This is a genomic window from Micromonospora sp. NBC_00821, from assembly GCF_036347035.1.
Lineage (GTDB): Bacteria > Actinomycetota > Actinomycetes > Mycobacteriales > Micromonosporaceae > Micromonospora > Micromonospora hortensis.
In genome coordinates, this window is record NZ_CP108880.1 from 5,041,771 (window position 1) to 5,062,975 (window position 21,205).

Consider the following 21,205-nt stretch of genomic DNA (forward strand, 5'->3'; position numbering starts at 1 on the left):
CGTGCCGGGCGTCAGTAGGGGCGAGAGACCACAACCTGATGAACCCGCGCACGTGGAGGCACCTGTGAGCTTACCGATTGCTCGATCGCGCCGGCGCGCGTCATGATCGCCGTACTGGAGGGAGTCCTGGTCGTCGCGACCATCCTTTGCGCCCTCGCCAACGCCATCGAGGTGACCGCCAAGGTGATCAAGGCCGACTTCGTGGTGCGCAACTGCGCCGAGGTCGGGCTGTCCGCGCGGTGGATCCCCTACCTCGCGCTGGTCGAGGGGGCCGGCGTCGTGGGTCTGGTGCTCGGCCTTCTCGGCGTACGTCCCTTCGGATTGGCCGCAGCCCTCGGCCTCGTCCTGTTCTTCGTCGGCGCGCTCCTGGCTCACGCCCGCGCGCGGGTGTTCCACAACATCGCGTTTCCCGCGGTCTTCCTCGTCTTCGCCGTCGCCGCCGTGGGGCACTTCGCGTCGACGAGCGCCTGATCAATCGCCTATCGGCGTTTGCGGTGCAGGGGCTGAGGGTCCGTGTGCCGGGGCTACCGAGCCGTGCCGCCGAAGGAGATGAGGCGGCTGCACACCCCTGCCCATGACGCGCGTCACCCCGGCTCATGACGCCGCCGAACAGACGGTCCACAGTGGCGTTCACGGGCTCTTCCTCTCGCCGTTGCCGGATTGGACGAGTCGGAAGAAGAGCCGGGCGGCGCTCCGCTGCGCTGCCCGTTGCAGGCGCGCGGCCACCCGATGGTCGGGGTCTGGCGTGCTGCCGGTGGCCAGGCGCGGGAAGAGGGCTTCGGCGTTGGTGCGGTTGACCGCTCGCAGTTGCCCGAGTTCGAGGCAGGTGTCGATTCCGTTGGCGAAGTACTGCCCGGCCGGGATGGGCGCGAAGGGCCAGTCGCTGCCGAAAAGCACACGCCCGGGTCGGGCGAAGGCAAGCAGGGTGGGCAGGGCGGCCGGGCTCGAGGACAGGGCGGTGTCAAAGTAGAAGGTGCGGAAGTCGTCCAGGATGTCCAGCGGGCTGCGTGCGGTGTCGGCGGCGATGGCCAGGGCCATGCGGTGTGAGGCATAGGGCAGAAAGCCTCCGGCGTGGCTGAGGACGAACCGGATTCTGGGGTATCGCCGGAGGACGCCGGTTCGGACGAGGAGGTAGGCCGCTCGGGTGGTGTCGAGCAGGAAGTCGGCGGCGAACGGTGGGATGCCGTCGATGGCTGGTCCGGGCAGGTCAGCGGGGTGGACGAAGACGACGGCGGCGCGCTCGTCCAGGGTCTGCCACAGTGCATCCTGGTCGGGGCCACCGAGGTAGTCGCCGTTGCTGTTGGCGAGCAGAGTGACGCCGTCGGCGCGTAGTTCGTCGAGGACGCGACGGGCCTCGGTGGTGGCGGCCGCGATGTGGGGCATCGGCAGGGTGGCGAAGTACCCGAATCGGGTTGGATGCTCGGCGGCCAGCCCCGCTGCGTAGTCGTTGAGCTGCCGCGCAAGGTCGCCGGCTTCGGTCGGGCTGGTGAGGAAGCTGGTGCCGGGGGTCGAGACGGACAGCAGGGCCACGGCGGTGCCGAGCAGGTCCATCTGGTCCAGTGCGGACTCGGGTGTCCAGGTGGGCAGCGCCCGACCGCCCGCCGCTGCGATGCCGGCCTCAGCGAGTAGGGCGCGGTAGAAGGGCGGCAGGATGTGCTGATGGACGTCGATCCTGGCTAACTGGCCGGTCATGCTGTGGTTCCTCTCGACGCGCTAGACACCACCACCACCGCTGACCTCAGCTAGGGCTTGGCATGGTCATGGGAAGCCCCTGGGGCCATCCGGAGGGCCGCCTCGTAGACCAGCCGCGCGTGCAGCTCGAACATCGCCGCGAGATCGACGGCATCGCCGTGGATCTCGCGCTGCAGGAACAGTCCGTCGGCCCCGGCCAGGGCGTACGTCACGACGGTCCGCACGTCCCCCGGATCGAGGTCCGGCAGCAGCGTCTCGATCATCTCGATGAACCTCTGTCGGGCGACCTCGCGGACCTGGAGAAACACGGCCCGCCCTCGGGGCTCCTCGGGCCGCCGCTCCAAGGCGAGCATGAGACCCAGGCGCAGGAAGTCGGGGGCGTTGACAAGCGACGCGGCCACCGCCGCACCGACGGCGACGAAACGCTGCAGCGGCGTACCGGTTTCCTCGCCGGGCAGGTCGACGGCCGCCAGCCAGGTCTCGAAGCTGCGCTCGATCACTGCGGCGAGCAGGTCGTCCTTGTCCTTGAAATGCCAGTAGATCGAGCTCGCGGGCAACCCGCAGCGGGCACTCACCGCCGCGATCGAGGTCCCCTCATACCCGCGTTCACTCGCGATCTGCACGGCGGCGTCGAGGATGCGTTGCCGCGACTCCACGCCGTTGGCGCGCTTCCTGCGCGTTGCCCGTGTCCCTGTCATTCCGCACACCTCTCGCCTCACCGCGACCTTGACGATGCCGGGGCCACGAATCTACCGTAACGATCACTCTAATTGTAGTGAGCACTACAGGATCCGCCGGCAACTCCCACCCTGGACAGTCCTCGGCGGGGGAGGTGGTCGTGGCTGTCACAAGACGGGATGAAGCTTCGTCCAGTGCGTGTGGTGAGACCACGATGGAAAGGCAGGAGCCGGGCATAGGCCGGCACAACCGACGCGGCCCGGTCCGAACAACGGCGTGCACTACCACCTGTTGCGCCACCCCGGGGTCCACTCGCAACCAACCGCATCGACCGAGAACGAGGATCATGACCAAGCTCCGTCAATTCCGATGGCAGGACGCCTCCCCCAGCTCCAGCCGAAGGCTGGCCCTGAGCGCCGTACTCACCCTGGCAATGGTCGGGTGCGAGGAACCGTCGAATAAGGACTCCCCGTCCCCGCCCGCTTCCAACACTCCGGCAGCCACCGGCGGCGCCAGCACCGGCGCGGCGTTGGCCGGAACCCGCAGCACCATGACCGAGAATCTCAAGGTCGAGGTCGTCGGCCTCAACCGCGTCAAGGGCAAACACCTCATCGCCCAGATCCGCCTGTCCAACACCGGCACCGAGAAGCACCTGTCCTGGCCCGGCGAGATGGGCGACCACACCCGCCCGCTCGGCGAGATCAGATGGGCCTCCGGCATTGGCGTCCTCGACGCCCAGGCCCGGACCTGGCTCCTGCCCTACAAACCCGCCAGCTCCCCCTGCCTGTGCAGCGCGGTGGACCGCGACGTCCCCAGCCGCTTCATCCGCCCTGGTCAGTCGATCAGCGTCTACGCGGTGCTGCCCGCGCCGTCGGGCAACCCCGCGACAACAACCGTCGTCACCCCCGTGGGCCCACCGATGCTCAACGTGCCCATCAGCGACGACGCTCCGGCCGGCGACTTCCCCGACCCCGATGCCGAACCCGTCACCCCCGTCACCCGCCGCCTCGTCCTCCCCTCCGAATCCCTGGACAAGTCCGAGGAAACCGCCGACGACGGCAAGGACCTACAGGTCAACCTCTCCGCCGACGTACTGTTCGCGGTGGACAAGGCCACCCTCACCCCCAAAGCCAGGTCGGTCATGGCCCGCACGGCGACGCTCATCGACGCCTCGCCCGCCACGGTGGTGACGGTGGCGGGCCACGCCGACTCCTCCGGCACCGACGCCATCAACAACCCACTGTCGCTGCGCCGCGCCCAGGCCGTACAACACGCCCTGTCGGCCCTGCTGACCAGGAACGGGGTCCGCTTCCAGACCGAGGGGTACGGCTCACGCCGCCCGCTCTACAGCAACGACAGCGACGAGGGAAAACGCCGCAATCGCCGCGTCACGGTGACCTTCCCCAAACCTCAACCCGCTGTCCAGGAACCGGTGACCACGACCACCACCGGCTCGACCGACCTGACCGGCAGCGCCCAGGCCGACGGTCAGCCCATCGCGATGGAGGTCACCGGCCTGCGCCGGCTACCCGGAGGCCTCGGCCTGCTCACCTACAAGATCACCAATAGGGGCTCGTCCGAGGCCTGGTTCAGAGACCTGCACCATGCTCAGGACTGGGAGGCGTACAAATACCAGGCCGCCAGCAACGTCCGCCTGACCGACCTCGCGGCCCGCCGCCAGTACCGGCCAGGCCGCCTCGAGGTTCCCACCGACGGCGGCGTGGACAGCTACTGCGCATGCACAGCCGTCTCCGGCGTCCGCATCAACACCGAAAAGTTCGCACCAGGCCAGACCCGTGAGTTCTGGACCCTCTTCGCCCTACCCGACACCGCCGACACCCTCAGAGTCAAGATCGGCCCGTTCCGCGACCTCGACGTCCCCACTCAGTAACGGCATCCCGCGCTGCCTGCCCACTTCGATCCATCCGGGCACTCACCCTGTTGACCATCAGGAAGAACCTCGTGAATCTCGACGCGTCCTGTCCGGACTGGTCGCTGCGGTGCTCGCCGCCGTCAGCGTGCGCCACGACGTCACCTCCACGATGACGACACCACTGCCGGGCCTTCCCCTCAGCGCACCGGGCCGGAGTGGCGCAGGCGGTACACCGTGCTGCGACTGATCGCCTCCTTGAAGCCTATGGCGGACCGGCCGGTGAGTACCGCACCGATCGGGGAGTCATCGGCTCGGGTGAACTGGGTGATCCCGTCCCGTCGACCGAGGCTGATGTTCTGCCAGACGTAACGGATCCGAAGCGGCCTCGGCGTCCGTCCGTTCAGAACGGCCGCGATCGCGTCCGCCGCGTGCAGACCCATCGGAAGGCCGGTCTGGCAGGACATCCGGGTCTCGCCGCCGAGTGCGGGTGCCGCTGCGGCGTCACCGATCCCGTACACCTGCGGGTGCGACACCGATCGACAGGTCTCGTCAACGATCATCCGGCCACGGCCGTCGACGGCCAGGCCGGCCCGATCGGCCAGCACGGACACCCGGAAACCGGCCGTCCAGACGACGACCTCCGCGTCGAGATCTCGCCCGTCGTCGAGGCGCAGGCCTGCCGCCGAGACCGTCTCGACCCGCACACCCTGGTGGACGCCGATGCCCATCCTGTCGAACGCCCGGCCGAGGTGGCGCCGCGCGGGCGGAGACAGCCAACCACCGAGGTCGTCACTCGTCACCAGTTCGATCCGTAGCCCCGGATATGCCTCGGCAAGCTCGGTGGCGGCCTCGATGCCGGTCAGGCCACCGCCGACGACGGCAACGACATCGCCGGCCGAGGCACCGAGCAGATGCGACCGTAACCGCTGCGCCTGAGCCGCCTCCGCGATCGTGAACGCGTGCTGCCGTACCCCCGGCACGCTGCCAACGTCCGCGCCACTGCCCAGCGCGTACACCAAGGTGTCGTAACCGACCGTGTACGGCTCGGCGTCCAGTCGGACGATCCTGGCGTCGACGTCGATGGCGGTGACCCGGGCCACGACGAGTTTCACGTCGGTGCCGTCCAGCATGGCTCGCAGCGGCCGGTCTCGCAGGGTCTGCCCTGCGGCGAGCTGGTGCAACCGGATTCGTTCCACGAATCGGTCGGTGGCGTTGATCAGCGTCACCTCGACGTCGGTGCGGCGCAGCCGGCGGGCGGCGCGCCTGGCGGCGCCGAGGCCCGCGTACCCGGCGCCGAGTACCACCAGGCGGTGAGTCATGGTCGTCTCCTTTGATATGCGCTGGTTGACGGGTGACGGGGCAGATTCGTGACCGTCTAGCGCCCTGAACGGTTCCGACACGGATGTCGTGCGCCCAGGACAGCGCAACGTCGGGGCCCTACTCGTTACCTGTCGATCCAGCCGAGCTCAACTGCCTGCTCACGCATGACGTCTTCCATCACGGGTAGCGTCAGGAACGAGACGGCATACAGGACAGCGATGAGTCCGATCGGGACGATCCAAGCGCGAGGACGGCTTGCCCAGGAGCGAGGACGGATCTCCAACGGCCCGAAGCCACCCGGTCCAGCGTCGGCAGGGCGGGCCCGACGGAGCCGCGTCTCCGGAAGCCGGCGGTCGGCTGGCCTCAGCACCCACGAGGCGATCGCGCATGCACCGAACATCAGCGGCACCCCCCACGATTGAAGGCCGTCACCGACTGACAGGTGCGACGCCACGGCACCGGACCACAGGAAGAAGGCGCCCACGTACGCCCATTCCTTAAGCAGCCGGAGCCCGGGCGCGACGATCGCGACGGCCGCGCCGGCCTGCCACGCGCCGAGAATGTAGGCGAAGAAGTGCGGGTACCCCAGGTGGTGCAACTGCACTTCCACCCATTCGATCGTCAGCAGGTTCCACACCGATCCAGCAGCCAACTCGAGGGCGATTACCAACGTCGTGGTCCAGAAGGCGATGGGGCGGATCCGGCTCCAGTTCCAGCCGCTTCGTGTGACGGTAGCCGGCTTCTCGTCGGTCGCTTCCTGGAACTTTCTGGTCGCTTGAGTTCGCATCTCAGTCGCCTCGTCAAATCGGTCTGATGTGTCGGTGATTGCCAGGATCGCGCAATGGAGGTAGACCGCCGGGGCCGGAAGAAGCTGTCCACGCCGGCGGTGTGATCGGTGCCGTCGGGACGGGCCAGGGTTCCGGTCAGTTGCGATCGTCAGGACGGAGGGAAAGGCCACCGTCTCACTGCGCTTTGGGCCGGCTGGGTGGCTGATCGTCTCAGTGGTACGACAACAGGGCGCCTCGGAATGTGAGGCGACGCGCGAACCTCACAGTTCGGTGTGCTGTCTTGTCGAACCACGTGAGGGCAGACGCGACCAAGGGGAGTCGGCGACACCATGACCAGACCAACCGAGCCAGGACATGGCCGACCCGATCCGAGCCTGACCGCGGTCATGAACGAACGGCGTCAGCTGATCAATCTCGCCTACCGGCTCCTCGGCTCCCTGGCCGACGCCGAAGACGCCGTCCAGGAGACCTATGCCCGCTGGTACGCCATGTCCCACCAACAGCAGGAGGCGATCCAATCCCCCGGCGCCTGGTTGACCACGGTCGCCAGCCGGATCTGCCTCAACCTGCTCTCCTCGGCGCGGGTTAGGCGGGAGACCTACGTGGGCGAATGGATCCCCGAGCCGCTACCCGAACCCACAGAGTGGATCAGCGGACGGGCCGACGCCACCACCATCGACCCGGCCGACCGCATCACCCTCGACGAGTCGATCACCATGGCCTTCCTCGTCGTACTCGAATCGATGACCCCGGCCGAGCGCGTCGCGTTCATCCTGCACGACGTCTTCCGCTACTCCTTCGCGGAAGTCGGCGACATCGTCGGTCGTACCCCTGCGGCGTGCCGCCAGTTGGCCTCCTCGGCCCGTCGGCGCGTACGCGCAACACAGACCCCCGCGACCTCGACAGCCCCACGCGCCGACATCGTCAGGGATTTCAAACAGGCCTGGGAAGCCAAGGACATCAGCGCCCTCATCGGCCTTCTCGACCCCAACGCCACGGCAATCGCCGACGGCGGCGGCATTGTCGGCGCCGTGCTCCACCCGATCGAAGGCGCCGAGCAGATCGTCCGCTCCCTGATCCACCTCGAGGGAAGACTTCGAAACCTGACGATTCTGGAGCGTACGGTCAACGGCCAACCCGGCCTGATCGCCCAGCAGGACGGCGTCACCGTATCGGTGTACGCCTTCGACGTCGTCGGCGACCGGATCAAGCGCATCTGGGCGGTACGCCACCCCGACAAACTCCGGCCATGGACGGTGGGACGCCTGTAAGCGCTCCCCGCTTCGGCACGGCTTTGTCGACTGAGCACTGAGGAATCCCCATGTTGCGGAAAGTGATGACCTTGCCCAGTGGCAGGATTGCGAAATGGGCAATCGTGGCCGTCTGGGTCGCCCTGATGGTGCCGGCCTTCCTGCTGGCCGCCAACCTGGGCGATGTCGAGAAGAACGACAGTTCGGCCTGGCTGCCCAGCAACGCGGAGGCGACAAGGGTCCTCGACCAGGCAAAGAAGTTCCAGCCCGCCGAGACCCTGCCCGCGATCGTGATCTATGACCGGCCCGAGGGCGTCACCTCTGCGGACATGGCCAAGGCCCAAGCTGACGCCGAAGCCTTCCAGGGCATCGAAAAGGTCGTGGGGCAGCCACAGGGGCCGTCGAAGTCCCAGGATGGCAAGGCCATCCTGACAGTGGTGCAGGTCGACGACGGCAGTGAGGGCTGGGACGGTGCCCACGCGGTGGTCGGCGAAATGACCACGATAGGTCAACAGAGCGCCAACGGTCTCGGGTTCCACGTCACCGGGCCGGCCGGCTACGCATCCGACTCGATAACGGCCTTCAGCGGAGGAGGCGCCCTGGGGATGATCACGGCGTTGGTAGTGGTGGTCATCCTGCTGTTCACCTACCGCAGTCCACTGCTGCCACTGCTGCCGCTCCTGACCGCGGGCGGCGCCCTGGTCACGGCAGAAGCGGTGATCTACCTGCTGGCAAAGAACGCCGGACTCGTCGTCAACACGCAGACCAGCCTCATCCTGACCGTACTGGTGTTCGGCGCCGCCACCGACTACGCGCTACTGCTCATCTCCCGGTACCGGGAGGAGTTGCGGCGACACGAGGACCGGCACGACGCGATGGCGGAAGCCCTGTACCGCTCCGGTCCCGCGATCATCGCCAGCGCCGCGACCGTCGCCGTCAGCCTGCTGGTGCTGCTGCTGGCCACTCTCAACTCCACAAAAGGCCTCGGCCCGGCCTGTGCCATCGGTATCGTCGTCGGGCTACTTGCCATGCTCACCCTGATGCCGGCCCTCCTGGTCATCTGCGGCCGTTGGATCTTCTGGCCGGTGAAACCGTCGTACGGGTCGGTCGGAACGGCCAGGGACAGCATCTGGACGCGGATCGGCACCGCGATCTCCCGCCGCCCGCGGATCGTGTGGGTCGCCACCTCGCTCGTCCTCGGCGTCATGGCGATCGGGATGACGGGGCTCAAGGCCGATGGGATCCCGAGCAAGGGTCAGTTCACCAACGAGCCGCAGGCGGTCGTCGGCGAGGAGATCCAGTCCAGGCACTTTCCGGCCGGGTCCGGTGACCCCATCTACGTCGTGGCCAAGGCCGCCTCGGCCGAGCAGGTCGTCACCGCGCTGTCAGGCGTCCCAGGGATCACCGACGTCGCGGCACCGATGGTCAAGGATGGTGACGTCTTCGTTCTCGGGACGCCCGAGGACGCGCCCGGCAGCAAGGCCGCGATGCGCACAGTCGAGCAGGCCAGAGCCGCGGTCCACAAGATCGAGGGTGCTGATGCGCGGGTCGGAGGCAGCACGGCGATCGCACTCGATACACAACAGTCGGCAGCCCGCGACGCCAAAGTGATCATCCCCGTCGTACTGATCGTGGTCTTCCTCATCCTCGCACTGCTGCTACGGGCGATCGTCGCACCGCTGCTGCTCATGGCGACGGTGGTGCTGTCGCTCGGAGCGTCCCTCGGCGTGAGCGCGCTGGTGTTCAATCACGTGTTCGACTTCGCCGGGGCAGACGCGAACTTCCCACTCCTAGTGTTCGTGTTCCTGGTCGCCCTCGGCATCGACTACAACATCTTCCTGGTCAGCCGGGTACGGGAGGAGGCACAGCTACACGGCACCCGACAGGGTGCCCGGGCTAGACTGTCCGCCACCGGCGGTGTGATCACCTCAGCGGGTCTGGTCCTGGCCGGTACCTTCGCGGCGCTGGGATCACTGCCCTTGGTGTTCGCGGCGCAACTGGGGTTCACTGTGGCGTTTGGCGTACTACTGGACACCATGATCGTCCGCTCGGTGCTGGTCACCGCACTAACAGTGGACGTTGATCGATGGATGTGGTGGCCCAGCAGACTGTTCACGCATCACGACGACCCCCGGCCGCCGGCGGGCACGCCGGAACCCGCTGTCCTGAGCGCACGCAGCTGACAACCGTCGGAACTGGGCCGTCCGGCGAGGGCTGGAACGGCCCAGTATGGCTGAAACCTGACCGCGTGGTTCCGGCTGAATTCGGTGGGTGACACGTTGACCGGGCCGGACGCAAACCGAGGGGAACGCGCCCAGCGGACAAGCGGCGGCGGCCGAAGGGCGCACACTTCCGCACCGATATCAGGCATGGGCGCTCCTCCTCGACTGGTGCCCGGACAGGGGGGCAGCACCCGCCGCGGCCCCTGGGCAGCGCAGGTCTTCACGTATCTCCAGGAGCGGTAGGCCCGCCGCGTACCGCCGAAAGAAGCTGGCGGTCGGGGTGTCGGCTGTCGCGACGGCCTCCGGGGCGCCCGCCGCGACCACCGCGCCCCCATCCGGACCGGCTCCCGGCCCCAGGTCGATCACCCAGTCCGCGGACGCGGCGACGGGGATGTCGTGTTCGGCCACGACGACGGTGTTGCCCGAGTCCAGCAACACGTCGAGCGCGTCCACCACACGCTGGATGTCAGACGGGTGCAGGCCCGAGACGGGCTCGTCGAGAACGACGAGACCAGCCTTGCGGCTCGCAGCACCGCGTTGGATGGCGGACGCCAGCTTCAACCGCTGCGCCTCGCCGCCGGACAACTCTGTGGCGCTCTGCCCGAGTTGGAGATAGCCGAGCCCGACCTGGTTCAGAGCTCCCAGGGTTTCTGCGAGTTGTCGGGGCTCGGAGAACTGCTCCACGGCCTCGGCGACGGTGAGCTCCAGCACCTGATCGATGGCCAATCCCCGGTACGTAACCTCCAACGCATCAGGCTTGTAGCGGCGGCCCTCGCACGCGTCGCACACCACCCACACGTCCGGCAGGAAGTGCATGTCGACCAGTTTTCGGCCATAACCGGTGCAGGTTTCGCAGCGGCCACCGCCTGCGGTGTTGAAGCTGAACCAGGAGGCGTCGACCCCGCGCCCGCGCGCGATGTCGGTCTCGGCGAACAGCTTGCGGACGATGTCGAACGCCTTGCTGTACGTCGCCGGGTTGGATCTCGGCGTCCGCCCGAGCGGTTCCTGATCGACGACGGCGACCCAGCTGAATCCCTCGACGCCGGTCACCTCCCGCACCGCGTCGGTCGCCGTTCCGTCCAGGGCGGCCCCCACGCTCGCCCCGAGCGCGGCGAGGAGGCTGCTCTTGCCGCTGCCGCTCACGCCGGTCAGGCAGGTGAGCCGACCGGCGGGGAACCTCACCAGGCTCGCGGTCACGTTGTGCGCACGCAGGCCGTGCAGCTCCACCCAGTCGGTGTCGTCCCCGGCCGGGCGGCGGGTCCGGTGCAGCCGCGGCCCTTCGCCGGCCAGATAGCGCCCGGTCAGCGACGTGGGATGAGCGGCCACGTCGGCGGGAGGCCCGGACACGAGGATCTCACCGCCAAATCGGCCGGCGCCGGGCCCCATGTCGATCACCCAATCGGCTCGGGCGATCAGCTCCGGGTCGTGCTCGACGAGGAGTACGGTGTTGCCGGCCTCGCGCAGCTCCAGGGCGATGTCGAGCAGGTGTGCCTTGTCCGCCGGATGCAGCCCGGTGCCGGGCTCGTCCAGGACGAAGATGATGCCGCTCAGTTCGGTGCTGAGCTGCGCGGCGAGTCGGGTGCGCTGCAACTCACCCCCGGACAGTGTCGCTGCGCTCCGGGACAGTTGGAGATGGGCCAGGCCGAGCCGGTCAAGGATTCCGAGCCTGCGGCCGAGGTCCTGCAGCAGCGGTTCGCCCACCTCACGCTGCCGGGCGTCCAGCTCATCCGCGACGCGTTTAGCCCAGTCGCGTACCTCCCGCACCTCCACCTCGAGCAGGTCGGGGTAGGTCAGTCCGCCGAGCCGCACGGACCGGGCCACCTCGTCGTATCCGCTGCCGCCGCAGGTGCCGCAGGGCTGCTTGCGCATGTACGGCAGGTAGCGCTGCTTGGCGCTGGACGTCTGGGCGTTCACGAACACCCGCTCCACCTCGGCGAGCGCGCCCCGCAGCGGCTGGCTCGAGGTGTAGGTCACCAGGGCCCGCTCATTCCTGTTCGTCATGTCGACGGTCGCCTCGATCTTCTCGTCACCCGTGCCGTGGAGCACGCAACGGCGGAACTCCTCGGGCAGCGACTGCCACGACCGGCCGAGGTCGACGCCCCGCTTCTCGGCAAGCGCCGGCACGAACGCGTGTTCCCCCGACCGCCATTTCGCGTACCAGGGCGAGGCCCCCTCGAAGAGCGGAAGCTCCGGGTGGGTGATGACCAGGTCCTCCTGCGCCTGCCAGCGCCCGCCCACCCCGTGGCAGTCCGCACAGCTCCCTTCCGGCGTGTTGCGGTCGAAGTGAGCGGTCGTCAGATGCTCGTTTCCACTCCCCACCGCCGGGTCTGCGCCGATCCCTGGAAGGCGCGAGTACAGCAGCCCCAGGTGCCCGTCGATGCCGGTGATCGTCGCGACGGTGGAACGGGGGTTACGGTTCAGGCGGCGTTGGTCGACCGCGAGCGTCGCGCCGAGGCCCAGGATGCGGTCGACCTTCGGCCGGTTGCGCTGCGTTATGTACTGCCGTACGAACGGCGAAAGCCCTTCCAGATACCGTAGCTGGGCTTCGTTGTGCAGGGTGTCGATGGCCAGCGAGGTCTTGCCGCTGCCGCTCACTCCGGTGAAGGCGACGAGCTGTCCTTTGGGAATGCTGACGGACACGTCCCGCAGATTGTTGGTACGAGCCCCCACCACGTCGATGGTGTCGCGTCCCATCCTTGCGACGCCCGATCCGATTTCAGTCAACCTTCGTCCACCCTCTCGCCCACGAGGCAGGGCATGGGCGCGCAGCCCCTGCCCCTGCCCCTGCCCCTGCCCCTGCCGAGCAACCGAACACGCGCTTCACCGCAGGTCGCCGTCCAGGGGACCTGCGTGGATGCCTCACCGATCTCTCATGACGTGGCTGGTCCCGATCCGGCCACTGCTGGGGGATCAGGGCTGGGACAGCGCAGTGAGCTTCGCGACGTCGGGCGCGTAGGCGGCCATCCAGTGCGGTTGCAGCCGGTAGTAGACAACGTCGTTGTCCCAGTCGAAGAGCTCCTCGCCATAGAAGTCCTTGAGGTACGCGAGCAGGTCCGGCCAGTCCTCCGCCGGCTCGCCGTCTTGGGGGTTGAGGATCTCGGCCCTTCCGTGCGTGAACACGCCCAGGTCCTCACCGCGCATGTGCGCGGCGCTCACGGCGGGCCGCGCCGAGAGGTGGCGCGCCTTGGCCGAGTCGCGCGCCGTACCGAAGAGCCACTTGCCGTGCAGAAAGTGCCCATCGACACCACTGATCCGCGGCTCGCCCTTCGCCGTCACTGTGGACAGGGCGAGGGTGCACATGCCACTGAGGACGTGGGTGAGCTGCTGCGCGGTCAAGGTGCGCTCGGTGCTGATGATCGAGCGGAGGTGCGAGGTGGAACGGGACAGGGAGGCATCAAGGAGAGCCTGAAGCCCGGTGAGTTCCTCCGAAGTTTCACGCACGAAAGTCCTTATCTGTTCGTATCTATCCGAGTTTCCGGTTTACGCCGCACCATCGGCGTCGACCAGCAACCCATGCTCGACCCAAAACCTGACACCTTGTGTCTTGATTTCTTCATCGGTTTCGCGCACACCACGTGAACGGCACAGCCGGACTGACGACGCTCGCAGGAAGTCCTGCCGGTCGACCTACCCACGTCGGCAGACCCGAGGCCCCGACGACGGCTCGCCGGGCGCGAGTGGGATGCGTCCGCCGCGCGGGGGTCGACGTAGGTGTCGCGGGCCACCTCGACGTCGACGACGTGGCAATGGGTCACACCGGCGTGATGCGCTGGAACGTCCGCGACAAATGGGTGGTCTCCAAAGGACATCACCCATGAGTCACTCATCGACGACGCGACCTTCGAGCAGGCCCAAGCGATACTGCAACGACGCGGACGGGGAACCGGCGGACAACACGTCCGACAGCGCACCCGCAACCCGTCGGCCCAGTGGTTGTCACCAGCGAGGTTAGGTGGAGAGGTCAACGGACATCTTGCGGTGCCGGTGCGGCTGACCTTCACTTGCCAGCCGAGCGCGGCAGAAGCCGGATCCTCACTATGCGACGCCGGGGGTGGGGACACCGGTCCGAACCGCCTCGATGAAGCCATCAGGTGGCAGGTAGGGATGCTCTTCAACGTAGTGGCCGATCAGCACCGGTGCAGCGAAGTTCGTCCCGTCCACTCCGGTGAGCCAGATCTCGCCGTTCCCGCGCGCAATATCGGGAGCTTCGTAGAGCAAAATGTCGGCCCGAATCACGCGCAGAGGCTCGACCGCTGCCTCGCAGAACTGGCAGTAGTGGTACCCACGCATGAGCCGCACTGGTCTGGCACCGAGCCTCACCAAGCGATCTCGAACGTCTCGGGGGCAGGCTCCTGCAGTAAAGGACCTGCTCGAATCCAGCCAACCAATGGCAATGGCGTCCGGGGCGCCCGGGTAGTAGTCATAGGGCGCCAGGTCCGGGATGTACGTCACGCGTCGATCATCGCAATCAGGCACGGGCCGCGCGAACAAACAAAACGACGGTGCGGGCCGCCTGGAGGCGGCCCGCACCGTTACCGAACGCCGGGCCGAGTTACGCCCGTCTGCCGGAATGCTGGCGGATGGGAGTTCCCGGCCTACAGGTCGGCCTTCGTCACGCGGGAAGATTCGTACGTCGTGGAGGCCTGCGGGAGGCCCGGCACGGTGGAGACGTCCTTGACCAGCATGCCGGTCTTGGCGTCAATGGTCAGCACCTCGCTGCCCTCGCCGCCGAACACCTCGGGGCCGGCGGTGATCGTCAGCGTGGCCTTGCCGTGGGTGGTCGAGTTCTTGACGCTGACCGCGGATATGGTGGACAGCAGACGCAGCACACCGGCCCGGACCTGCGTGTTGCCGTCGCCAGCGGACAGCGCTTGGGTGCTGTACGTCCACAGGGCGTTGTCGAAGTGCCGTTGAACGGTCTGGGGGCTGTACGGCTTCGGCTTGGCGTTGCCGCCCTTCTGCTTAATGATCACCTGAGCGGCCGCCTGCTGCTTGTCCCACACCGCCTTTTGCGCCGCGGGGTCGAGGCCCACCAGCGGATCCTTGGCTGCCTTGAGCATCTGGGTCCGGCCGTCGGCTGGGCTGCTGTCCGCCGCGGCGACGGCTGCCTTGAGGAGCGGAGCGTAGCCGCCGTCCGTCATCTGGTCCTGGTGACGGGCGATCGCACGCTTGATGTCCTTCACGCTGTTGCCGGTATAGATCGCCTGACCGTCGGTGTAGAGCGTGTAGACGACCTGCATGGTCTTGGTGCCGTGGACCTGCGTCGCCTTCACCAGCCACGCGTCGCCCGCCGACGGGGTGACCGTCTTGATGGACCCGGCCAGGGTCATCAGCGGCGCGCGCTCGGCGGACCCGTCGACAGTGGTCGAGCCCGAGGTGGCGGCCGACGGATCCTTGCCGGCCTCCATGCCCCCGGTCGCCGGCGAGTTGAGCACCACAGCGACGACTGCCGCCGCGGCGGCAACCCCCACCCCGGCGCCGATGCCCAATCGGCCCGCGATACCAATCCGGCGGCGGCGTTGAAGCGCCGGGCTGGATTCGTGGTCCCGCGTGGTTGTCGTCGTTTTCATGGTTGAAGTCGCCTCCATAGTCGTGTCCGCCGCTGATATCGCGCCCAGCAGCCGCACGGTTCCGGGGTCGGCCATAGCCGCCCGCAGCACCGCCCGCGCCCGCTGATACGCCTCCGGGCGTAGTGGTTCTGCGCTGCCCAACGCACCGACCAGATCGAGCTCGTCGGTCATCGGTGTCTCTCCTTCGCGCTGTTGCGGTCCTTCAGAAGCGCGGACACCCCCGGGGCGTCGCGCAATGCCGTCCTGGCTTGGCTCAGCAGCCGCCGCGCGGTGCCGGCCGGTATGCCGAGTGCCCGCGCGGCGTCGGCTGCGGTCAGGTCCTCCCAGGCGACGAGCCTCAGGACCTCCCGCTCTTCGGGTTTGAGCCGCGTCAGGGCCGACCGGAGCACCGCCCGGGCGTCCACGCCGAGGTCCACCGCCGACCACGGATCCCATCCAGTAGCCACGTCCGGCACGTCCGCGACCAGGTCCTCGGCGGGCCGGGACCGCCAGTAGCGCCGCAAGCGATTCAATGCCACCCCGTACAGCCACGGCCGCGCATCGTTGTACGACCGGTCGTACGATCGCCGCGACTCGAACGCCGCAACCCAAACCTCGCCCAGGAGGTCCTCAGCCGCATCCCGCCCCGCCCGGCGAACGAGGTACGAACCGACGGCGGCCTCATGACGCTCGACCACCTCTACGAAGGCGTCGACATCGCCATCCAGCGACCGGCCTATCAAATCCGCATCCGAAGCCATGGCCCTCCTCGGCAAAGTCCGCGCTTCACCCTGACATTGCCGATCAGGCGGCGAAGTGTTCAGGCCCCGAGGTCCGCCGGCAAGCGGCCGCCCAATAGCGACCTCTCGGCGGCATGAGCGGCTGCGGCGCGGTCAGCGTCGGGGCCAAGCGTGGCGCCCAGGCCAGGGCCGAGGGCCGCGCCCTACCGCCGTGACCTGCGCGCACTCCCCTGCCAGGATGCATAGGGCACTGTCAACTGCTGCCCGTGGCTCCGAAGCACTCCGTTGTCTCAGTCGCTTCCCCAAACCGGCTCGAGTCAGACCGGTGACCACCGACTGATCGTGAGCTGGCACCCCTAGACCATGCTGTTACCAGCGTTGGCTTCCGCGCCCACATTGGTCGCTTGGAAGCACCGTCACGGACGCTGCGCCCTACCAGCGGCAGATCCGTGCACGCGGTCAGCGCGTGACGCTTCGAATCGGAGGCAGCCCACCTCTGTCATGATCTCGGTGCAACTGGATCCGACGACGGCACTGCGTCCAAGGCCATCGCCCCCGCCCTCAACGACCTCCGGCACTGCCGCTTCGGATCGACTACATCAGCTGGCATAGCTGGAGGTGCTTCATGCGAGAAAACCATCCCATCGATCGACTCGTGGTCGCGCTCGAAGACGAGGTATCCGCATCACTCGTCAGCACGATGCAAGCGTCGATCGAAAGGCTTGCTGGCCGGCGGACCTGGGTCCTCGGTCCGCCGGTCTTCCTTGACCAGTCAGTTGAGCACGGCTCTCACTGGGTGGGGTTCGGGCTGATGCTTTATACAGCTCTGCCCCCTTGGGGAGAGCAGATCGATCCTCAGGTGGACAGGGCGCATCTTGAGGAGATCAAGGAGCTGCTCGGCGAAGTCTGTCGTATCTCGGATGAGTATGGTGCCTCATTCCAGGCTGAGTACGCCGGCGAACTTGTAGGCATGGTCGAGTCTGGTCAGATGGACTCTGGGCTTGAGGTCACACTGATAGGCGAGTGGGAGCGTGTTCTCAACGCCGCGAGCCCCCGTGGAATGACACCGGGCAGCAGCGCATGACGTGGTCGATGGGTGTCCCGCAGACACGCCCTCGATTCGGCAAAGGCGCCAGCCTGGCTACGTCCCGGAGGCCATGTAGGCGGCGAGGATGTAGTTGGGATGCCGGTCGAGGTTCTTGCGGGCTCGGTCGTAGCGCATGGTGGTACGCGGGTCGGCGTGACGAGCGGCGATCTGCACGTCGCGCAGGCTGACGCCGGCGTCGAGCATGGTGGTCACGAACGTGTGGCGCAGCATGTGGGGGTGCATCCTCGGCATCCGGATCCCCGCGATGTGGGCCAGGTGCTTGAGCCGACGAGTGGCGGCGTGTCGGTCCATTCGCCGACCTTGGGTGTTGCGCAGGAGCGGCCCGCTGGTGCGCTCATCGACGGCCCGGTCGATGGCTCGGGCGACTGCGGGTGGCAGCGGGACGAGCACGACCTTGCCGCCCTTGCCACGCACCCGTAGGACCCGGTGGCCGTGTTCCTCTCCCAGGCCGGCGATGTTCGACCCGCAGGCTTCGAAGATTCGTAAGCCGAGCAGGCCCAAGAGGGCGACCAGGGCGAAGTCGTTCGGGTTGGCCGACAGCCGGGCGGCGGTGATAAGGGCCTCGAACTGCAGGTGGCCCAGTCCGAGTGTCGGTGACTCGGCCGGCACTGTGGGCCGGCGGACGTAATCGGCTGGCGAGTGCTCCAGGATCGCGTCGATAACACAGACCCGATAGAACCCGACCACGACCGACAGCCGACGGGACACCGTCGAGGGCTGGTACCGGCGAACGTCTTGCAGCCAGCGCACGTACCGCTCGATATCCACCCGAGCTGCGGAGAGCGGGTCAAGTTCGTGGTCGCTGCACCACCGGAGGAAGACCCGTAGGTCGGACTCGGTATGCACGCGGGTCTGCCCACGGTAGCGGCCCAAGAAGGCGGACACCGCGGCGCGCACGACAAGTTGGTTGGCAGGTACGACACTGGAAGCCGAAGCAGGAGAGGTAGCCATACATCACCGTGCGTCACCACCAACGATGAACGCCAGCCCTCCCGGAGCGGCATTTCCGGGCGTCGCGGGACAGCATGGGTAACACAGAGCGTGACGGCCCCGCAGGCGCGCGAATAGCTCACCGAAGAGTTGCGGACTTCCGCGCAGCGGTCGCAGTTGTCGGCGCCGACTGTCGGCCCCAGTGGCCCGCACGGCGGGCGCAGGATCCGCCGGCCGAAGCGGGGGTTACGGTGGATAATTAACAATCCGACGATGAGGCTGCGAATGATCAATGTCCAGGAGTTCGCGCGACGGCTGAGTACTCTCGGAGCTGATGCGTTCACCAGCGACGACGTCGTGGACCTGGCGACCGCGGCCGATGTTCGCATCAGCGCAGACGTCGAGATCGACGCCACCCTGGCGCAGCGCTTCCTCGACCAGATCTCGCCCACCCTGCCGGTCACCGGGGCCCAGATCGCGGCGTCGCAATGGCCGCCACCGAAGTCTTCCCGTCCTGCAGCGCCTTCGGTGTCGTTCTCCAGCCCTGGTGCCGTCGACGGACCGGCTGATCAGCCGACCCGACCCCGCAGTTCTGGGTCTGCGGGTAGCGGTCGGCGACCCGGCTCCCGACGAACTGGCAGGTGAAACTGCAGTCCCAGCTTTTTCAGCAACCGCCAGACTGCTCGCCGCAGCCGTCGACTACGACGCGAGCTGCGAACCCAACTCTCGCCGCCATCATCGGCTGAACTTCGTCCTCCTGTCCGGATCCGTACGCCCGGGCATGCTCGACGCACGATGACCCCGGTAAAGCATGCGGATCGCGGCATGAGCGGGCACCTGATCAAGCGATGCTGGCAACAAGCTGACAGTACGGCTGGAGTTGAGACAAGGTACCTCACAATGCCAACAGCGATGTCAGGGGTAGCAGCCTTGTGCTGCCGGTAGGGGCAGGTTTGATCTGATGTCGGCGTCGACGCCATTCGAGCACGGCTACGACCAGCGGAGATTTCGCCGTGGCTGTCGTCAGCAATAACGCACGATTGCGGTCTTGCCCGCCCTTAGTAAGCTGCGGTCCACACTAATGTCGGAAAGGGATCCGTATGTCGGTTTGTAATGTGCGCTCCTTTCCGGTATCTCGGTACCAACTCGCGCCCACCCGGCCCGCCATCAACGTCAGCCCGAAGGCATAAATGGACGACAAAGAAGACGTCGAGCTAACGTCGATCGATGAAAAAGTTAATCCGCACTCGTTCAAGCTAGCTATTGGCATAAGCACCACGAGCGCCATCGCTGGGGCACTCGGTCTTGTGGCGGACGCGGGTCAGTTCGCCTCCCTCACCCTCGACATCGCGCTCGTTTGCGTCGGCGCCGTTTCGGCGGCCTTGTGCGTCGTGGGCCTTCTGCGAAAGGGGTTCAATGATTCCAGGCGGCGAGTGACTGTTGTGGTGACGATATTGTTGATCTCGGGCGCAGCTATAGGGGTCGGGACAAAACAAAGGTTCGGAAGCGACCCCGAGTCTCTGCCGGCGAGTACCGCACAAGTCGAACCTGAACAGGTGAGAAGCCCCATTGCCGAAGGGCACTTTCTAGAACCGCATGAACCCTTGCCAGCCTGCGCTCTGGCAAAGATATATATCGAGGGCGGTGTCCCGAAGACCGGATGGGTATACGTCGTGGGGCACCGGGACCACGAGACCAGTCGCATATATTTCGTTACCGTCGAGAGAGCTTCAAATGGAAAGTGGGCCAGCAGGGTTCCCACTGGCAGCAATGCGGCGGAAGTGTGGCTCCTTGCCGTGGCGGCCGACTGGGTCAACTACCTCCCAGAGTTGGCGCCGTCAGCTCAGTCAACTCGATGGTCCTCCGAGAATTTGCCGCCGGGATCTACGTCGCTTGACCACGCAACGTTTCCACTGGCTGCCGGTTGTTAGCATTTGTGGCAGCTCGATCGGGTGTCACCAATCGGTAGTTCCGGATCATCCGCGCGCCTATCTATGCAGCTTCTATTTTGAGTGAAATGCCTTATCCTGTGTATTCATCTCAGCGTGATCGAGTGCACTGACATCGATATGAGCGGACGTCGCCCGGCTGATGACTGGGAGCACCATGACTAACATCTTCGGATCCACCGAAAGGGTCTCCCGGCAGGCATCATCATCGTGTGAACGCCCGCCGAACGATCGTCATGGTTGATGACCTGCGTTCGTTTGCGGATGGCCGTATCGCCGAGGTGGCCCGCACCAGCGACGCCGGGGTTGAACTCCTCGGTCGGTACCGGGACCGGCGCTTGGATGAACTGTGGCTGGACCATGACCTCGGCGGGGACGACACGATCTGGCCGGTCGTGGAGGTCCTGGAACGGGCGGCCTTCGACAAACGCCCCCTTGACGTCGGTGTCATCAACGTCCACTCCGCCAACCCGGCCGGCGCCGCGAAGGTCGCCCTGGTCCTAAGACGCTGGGGTATTACGTCCGTGTCGCGTCGGGCTCAACCGAGGTCGGCTATCTCGACGGCCAAGCAGTGAACCGCTCAGCTCCTGGTTGATTCCTGCGAGGCCCCGATCATCCGCAACAGGGTGCCGCCGTCATGCATCGGTGGAGTCTAGACATGGACAAGGCACGCGACCACCGCGAACATCAGCCCATCGGCTACATGTTTCATTGACGTGCGATCGTGGCCCGGCCAGGCTTCGGTCGAGGCGCCCGGGCTGTCGCTCTCATTTCGGCTGCCCACGCTGGTCGTGTGGCTCTCATTTGGCCTGCGCGGCCCGGGCGTCGCCCCCAGGGCGGGGAGAGGCTCAAGAGGGGTTTGTCCGGCTCGAAGTAGCGTTGCCCTCCCGGCTCGACAACCCAGGTGGATCGAGCATCGGAGGACGCGTTGAGTGTCACGTCAGATCGTGTGGTCATCGGTATGGACCCGCACAAGCGCTACGCGCCTACTTCGACCGGAAGAAGACCACCGGCAAGACGTCGATGGAAGCGATGCGGGCGGGAGGACAACGGGAACGACAACTGGCTCCAGCGTGACCGACTCGCATCCCCAAGCCGGCTCTTCG

The 21,205-nt window shown here is 66.9% G+C and carries 17 protein-coding genes and 1 pseudogene; 8 read left to right on the plus strand and 10 right to left on the minus strand.

The genetic code is table 11. The features are described from left to right. Positions 1–102 precede the first annotated feature (102 nt). Entirely contained in the window at positions 103–471 is a 369-nt protein-coding gene (locus tag OHB44_RS22885; RefSeq protein ID WP_238684345.1) for a DoxX family protein, read from the plus strand. A gap of 159 nt (positions 472–630) precedes the next feature. On the opposite strand, the gene OHB44_RS22890 is transcribed toward OHB44_RS22885, so the two are convergent. Together OHB44_RS22890 and OHB44_RS22895 are read right to left on the minus strand one after the other, a co-directional pair. After that, positions 631–1,692 carry an amidohydrolase family protein gene (locus OHB44_RS22890; protein WP_330438202.1) on the minus strand — a complete coding sequence of 354 codons (1,062 nt, stop codon included), beginning with the start codon at positions 1,690–1,692 and terminating at the stop codon, positions 631–633. Positions 1,693–1,742: 50 nt separating this feature from the next. Beyond that, positions 1,743–2,348: a TetR/AcrR family transcriptional regulator gene (locus OHB44_RS22895; protein ID WP_330438203.1), complete on the minus strand. Its 606-nt coding sequence runs from the start codon at positions 2,346–2,348 to the stop codon at positions 1,743–1,745. Between the two features lie 368 nt (positions 2,349–2,716). Between OHB44_RS22895 and OHB44_RS22900 the strand changes: the two genes are divergently transcribed. Next, complete coding sequence (locus tag OHB44_RS22900) at positions 2,717–4,261, plus strand: OmpA family protein (RefSeq protein WP_330438204.1); 1,545 nt, start codon at positions 2,717–2,719, stop codon at positions 4,259–4,261. 179 nt (positions 4,262–4,440) lie between these two features. Here OHB44_RS22900 and OHB44_RS22905 read toward each other — a convergent pair whose 3' ends face one another. After that, entirely contained in the window at positions 4,441–5,562 is a 1,122-nt protein-coding gene (locus OHB44_RS22905; protein WP_330438205.1) for an NAD(P)/FAD-dependent oxidoreductase, read from the minus strand. 125 nt (positions 5,563–5,687) lie between these two features. Next, positions 5,688–6,350, minus strand: coding sequence for a DoxX family protein (locus OHB44_RS22910; RefSeq protein ID WP_330438206.1), 663 nt, complete (start codon positions 6,348–6,350; stop codon positions 5,688–5,690). A gap of 330 nt (positions 6,351–6,680) precedes the next feature. Between OHB44_RS22910 and sigJ the strand changes: the two genes are divergently transcribed. Both sigJ and OHB44_RS22920 read left to right on the plus strand, forming a co-directional pair. Beyond that, a complete protein-coding gene (gene sigJ, locus OHB44_RS22915; protein ID WP_330438207.1) occupies positions 6,681–7,622 on the plus strand; it encodes an RNA polymerase sigma factor SigJ in 942 nt (313 codons plus the stop codon). A 104-nt stretch (positions 7,623–7,726) separates the two neighbouring features. Continuing rightward, positions 7,727–9,784, plus strand: coding sequence for an MMPL family transporter (locus tag OHB44_RS22920; protein WP_330438208.1), 2,058 nt, complete (start codon positions 7,727–7,729; stop codon positions 9,782–9,784). A 180-nt stretch (positions 9,785–9,964) separates the two neighbouring features. Here OHB44_RS22920 and OHB44_RS22925 read toward each other — a convergent pair whose 3' ends face one another. Together OHB44_RS22925 and OHB44_RS22930 are read right to left on the minus strand one after the other, a co-directional pair. Continuing rightward, positions 9,965–12,517, minus strand: coding sequence for an excinuclease ABC subunit UvrA (locus tag OHB44_RS22925; RefSeq protein ID WP_330438209.1), 2,553 nt, complete (start codon positions 12,515–12,517; stop codon positions 9,965–9,967). Between the two features lie 216 nt (positions 12,518–12,733). Beyond that, positions 12,734–13,159, minus strand: coding sequence for a pyridoxamine 5'-phosphate oxidase family protein (locus tag OHB44_RS22930; RefSeq protein WP_330438210.1), 426 nt, complete (start codon positions 13,157–13,159; stop codon positions 12,734–12,736). Between OHB44_RS22930 and OHB44_RS22935 the strand changes: the two genes are divergently transcribed. Further along, positions 13,136–13,402: a hypothetical protein gene (locus OHB44_RS22935; RefSeq protein ID WP_330438211.1), complete on the plus strand. Its 267-nt coding sequence runs from the start codon at positions 13,136–13,138 to the stop codon at positions 13,400–13,402. The genes OHB44_RS22930 and OHB44_RS22935 overlap by 24 nt on opposite strands. A 456-nt stretch (positions 13,403–13,858) precedes the next feature. Here OHB44_RS22935 and OHB44_RS22940 read toward each other — a convergent pair whose 3' ends face one another. From OHB44_RS22940 to OHB44_RS22950, 3 genes are all read right to left on the minus strand, one after another. Then, positions 13,859–14,275, minus strand: coding sequence for a DUF7919 family protein (locus OHB44_RS22940; protein WP_330438212.1), 417 nt, complete (start codon positions 14,273–14,275; stop codon positions 13,859–13,861). 143 nt (positions 14,276–14,418) lie between these two features. Beyond that, positions 14,419–15,564: a hypothetical protein gene (locus tag OHB44_RS22945; RefSeq protein ID WP_330438213.1), complete on the minus strand. Its 1,146-nt coding sequence runs from the start codon at positions 15,562–15,564 to the stop codon at positions 14,419–14,421. Then, positions 15,561–16,133 (minus strand): RNA polymerase sigma factor, encoded by a 573-nt coding sequence (locus tag OHB44_RS22950; protein ID WP_145780037.1) that lies wholly within the window; start codon positions 16,131–16,133, stop codon positions 15,561–15,563. Before OHB44_RS22950 ends, OHB44_RS22945 begins: the two co-directional genes overlap by 4 nt. 604 nt (positions 16,134–16,737) lie before the next feature. Here OHB44_RS22950 and OHB44_RS22955 point away from each other — a divergent pair. Further along, a complete protein-coding gene (locus OHB44_RS22955) occupies positions 16,738–17,196 on the plus strand; it encodes a hypothetical protein (protein ID WP_330438216.1) in 459 nt (152 codons plus the stop codon). A 57-nt stretch (positions 17,197–17,253) separates the two neighbouring features. Here OHB44_RS22955 and OHB44_RS22960 read toward each other — a convergent pair whose 3' ends face one another. Further along, the gene (locus tag OHB44_RS22960) at positions 17,254–18,066 is read right to left on the minus strand and encodes a tyrosine-type recombinase/integrase (protein ID WP_330438217.1); all 813 of its coding nucleotides are present in this window, start codon (positions 18,064–18,066) and stop codon (positions 17,254–17,256) included. Positions 18,067–19,340: 1,274 nt separating this feature from the next. Here OHB44_RS22960 and OHB44_RS22965 point away from each other — a divergent pair. Further along, positions 19,341–20,081, plus strand: coding sequence for a hypothetical protein (locus OHB44_RS22965; protein WP_330438219.1), 741 nt, complete (start codon positions 19,341–19,343; stop codon positions 20,079–20,081). Positions 20,082–20,335: 254 nt separating this feature from the next. Beyond that, positions 20,336–20,694 (plus strand): annotated as a pseudogene (locus tag OHB44_RS22970) (cyclic-phosphate processing receiver domain-containing protein). Positions 20,695–21,205 lie beyond the last annotated feature (511 nt).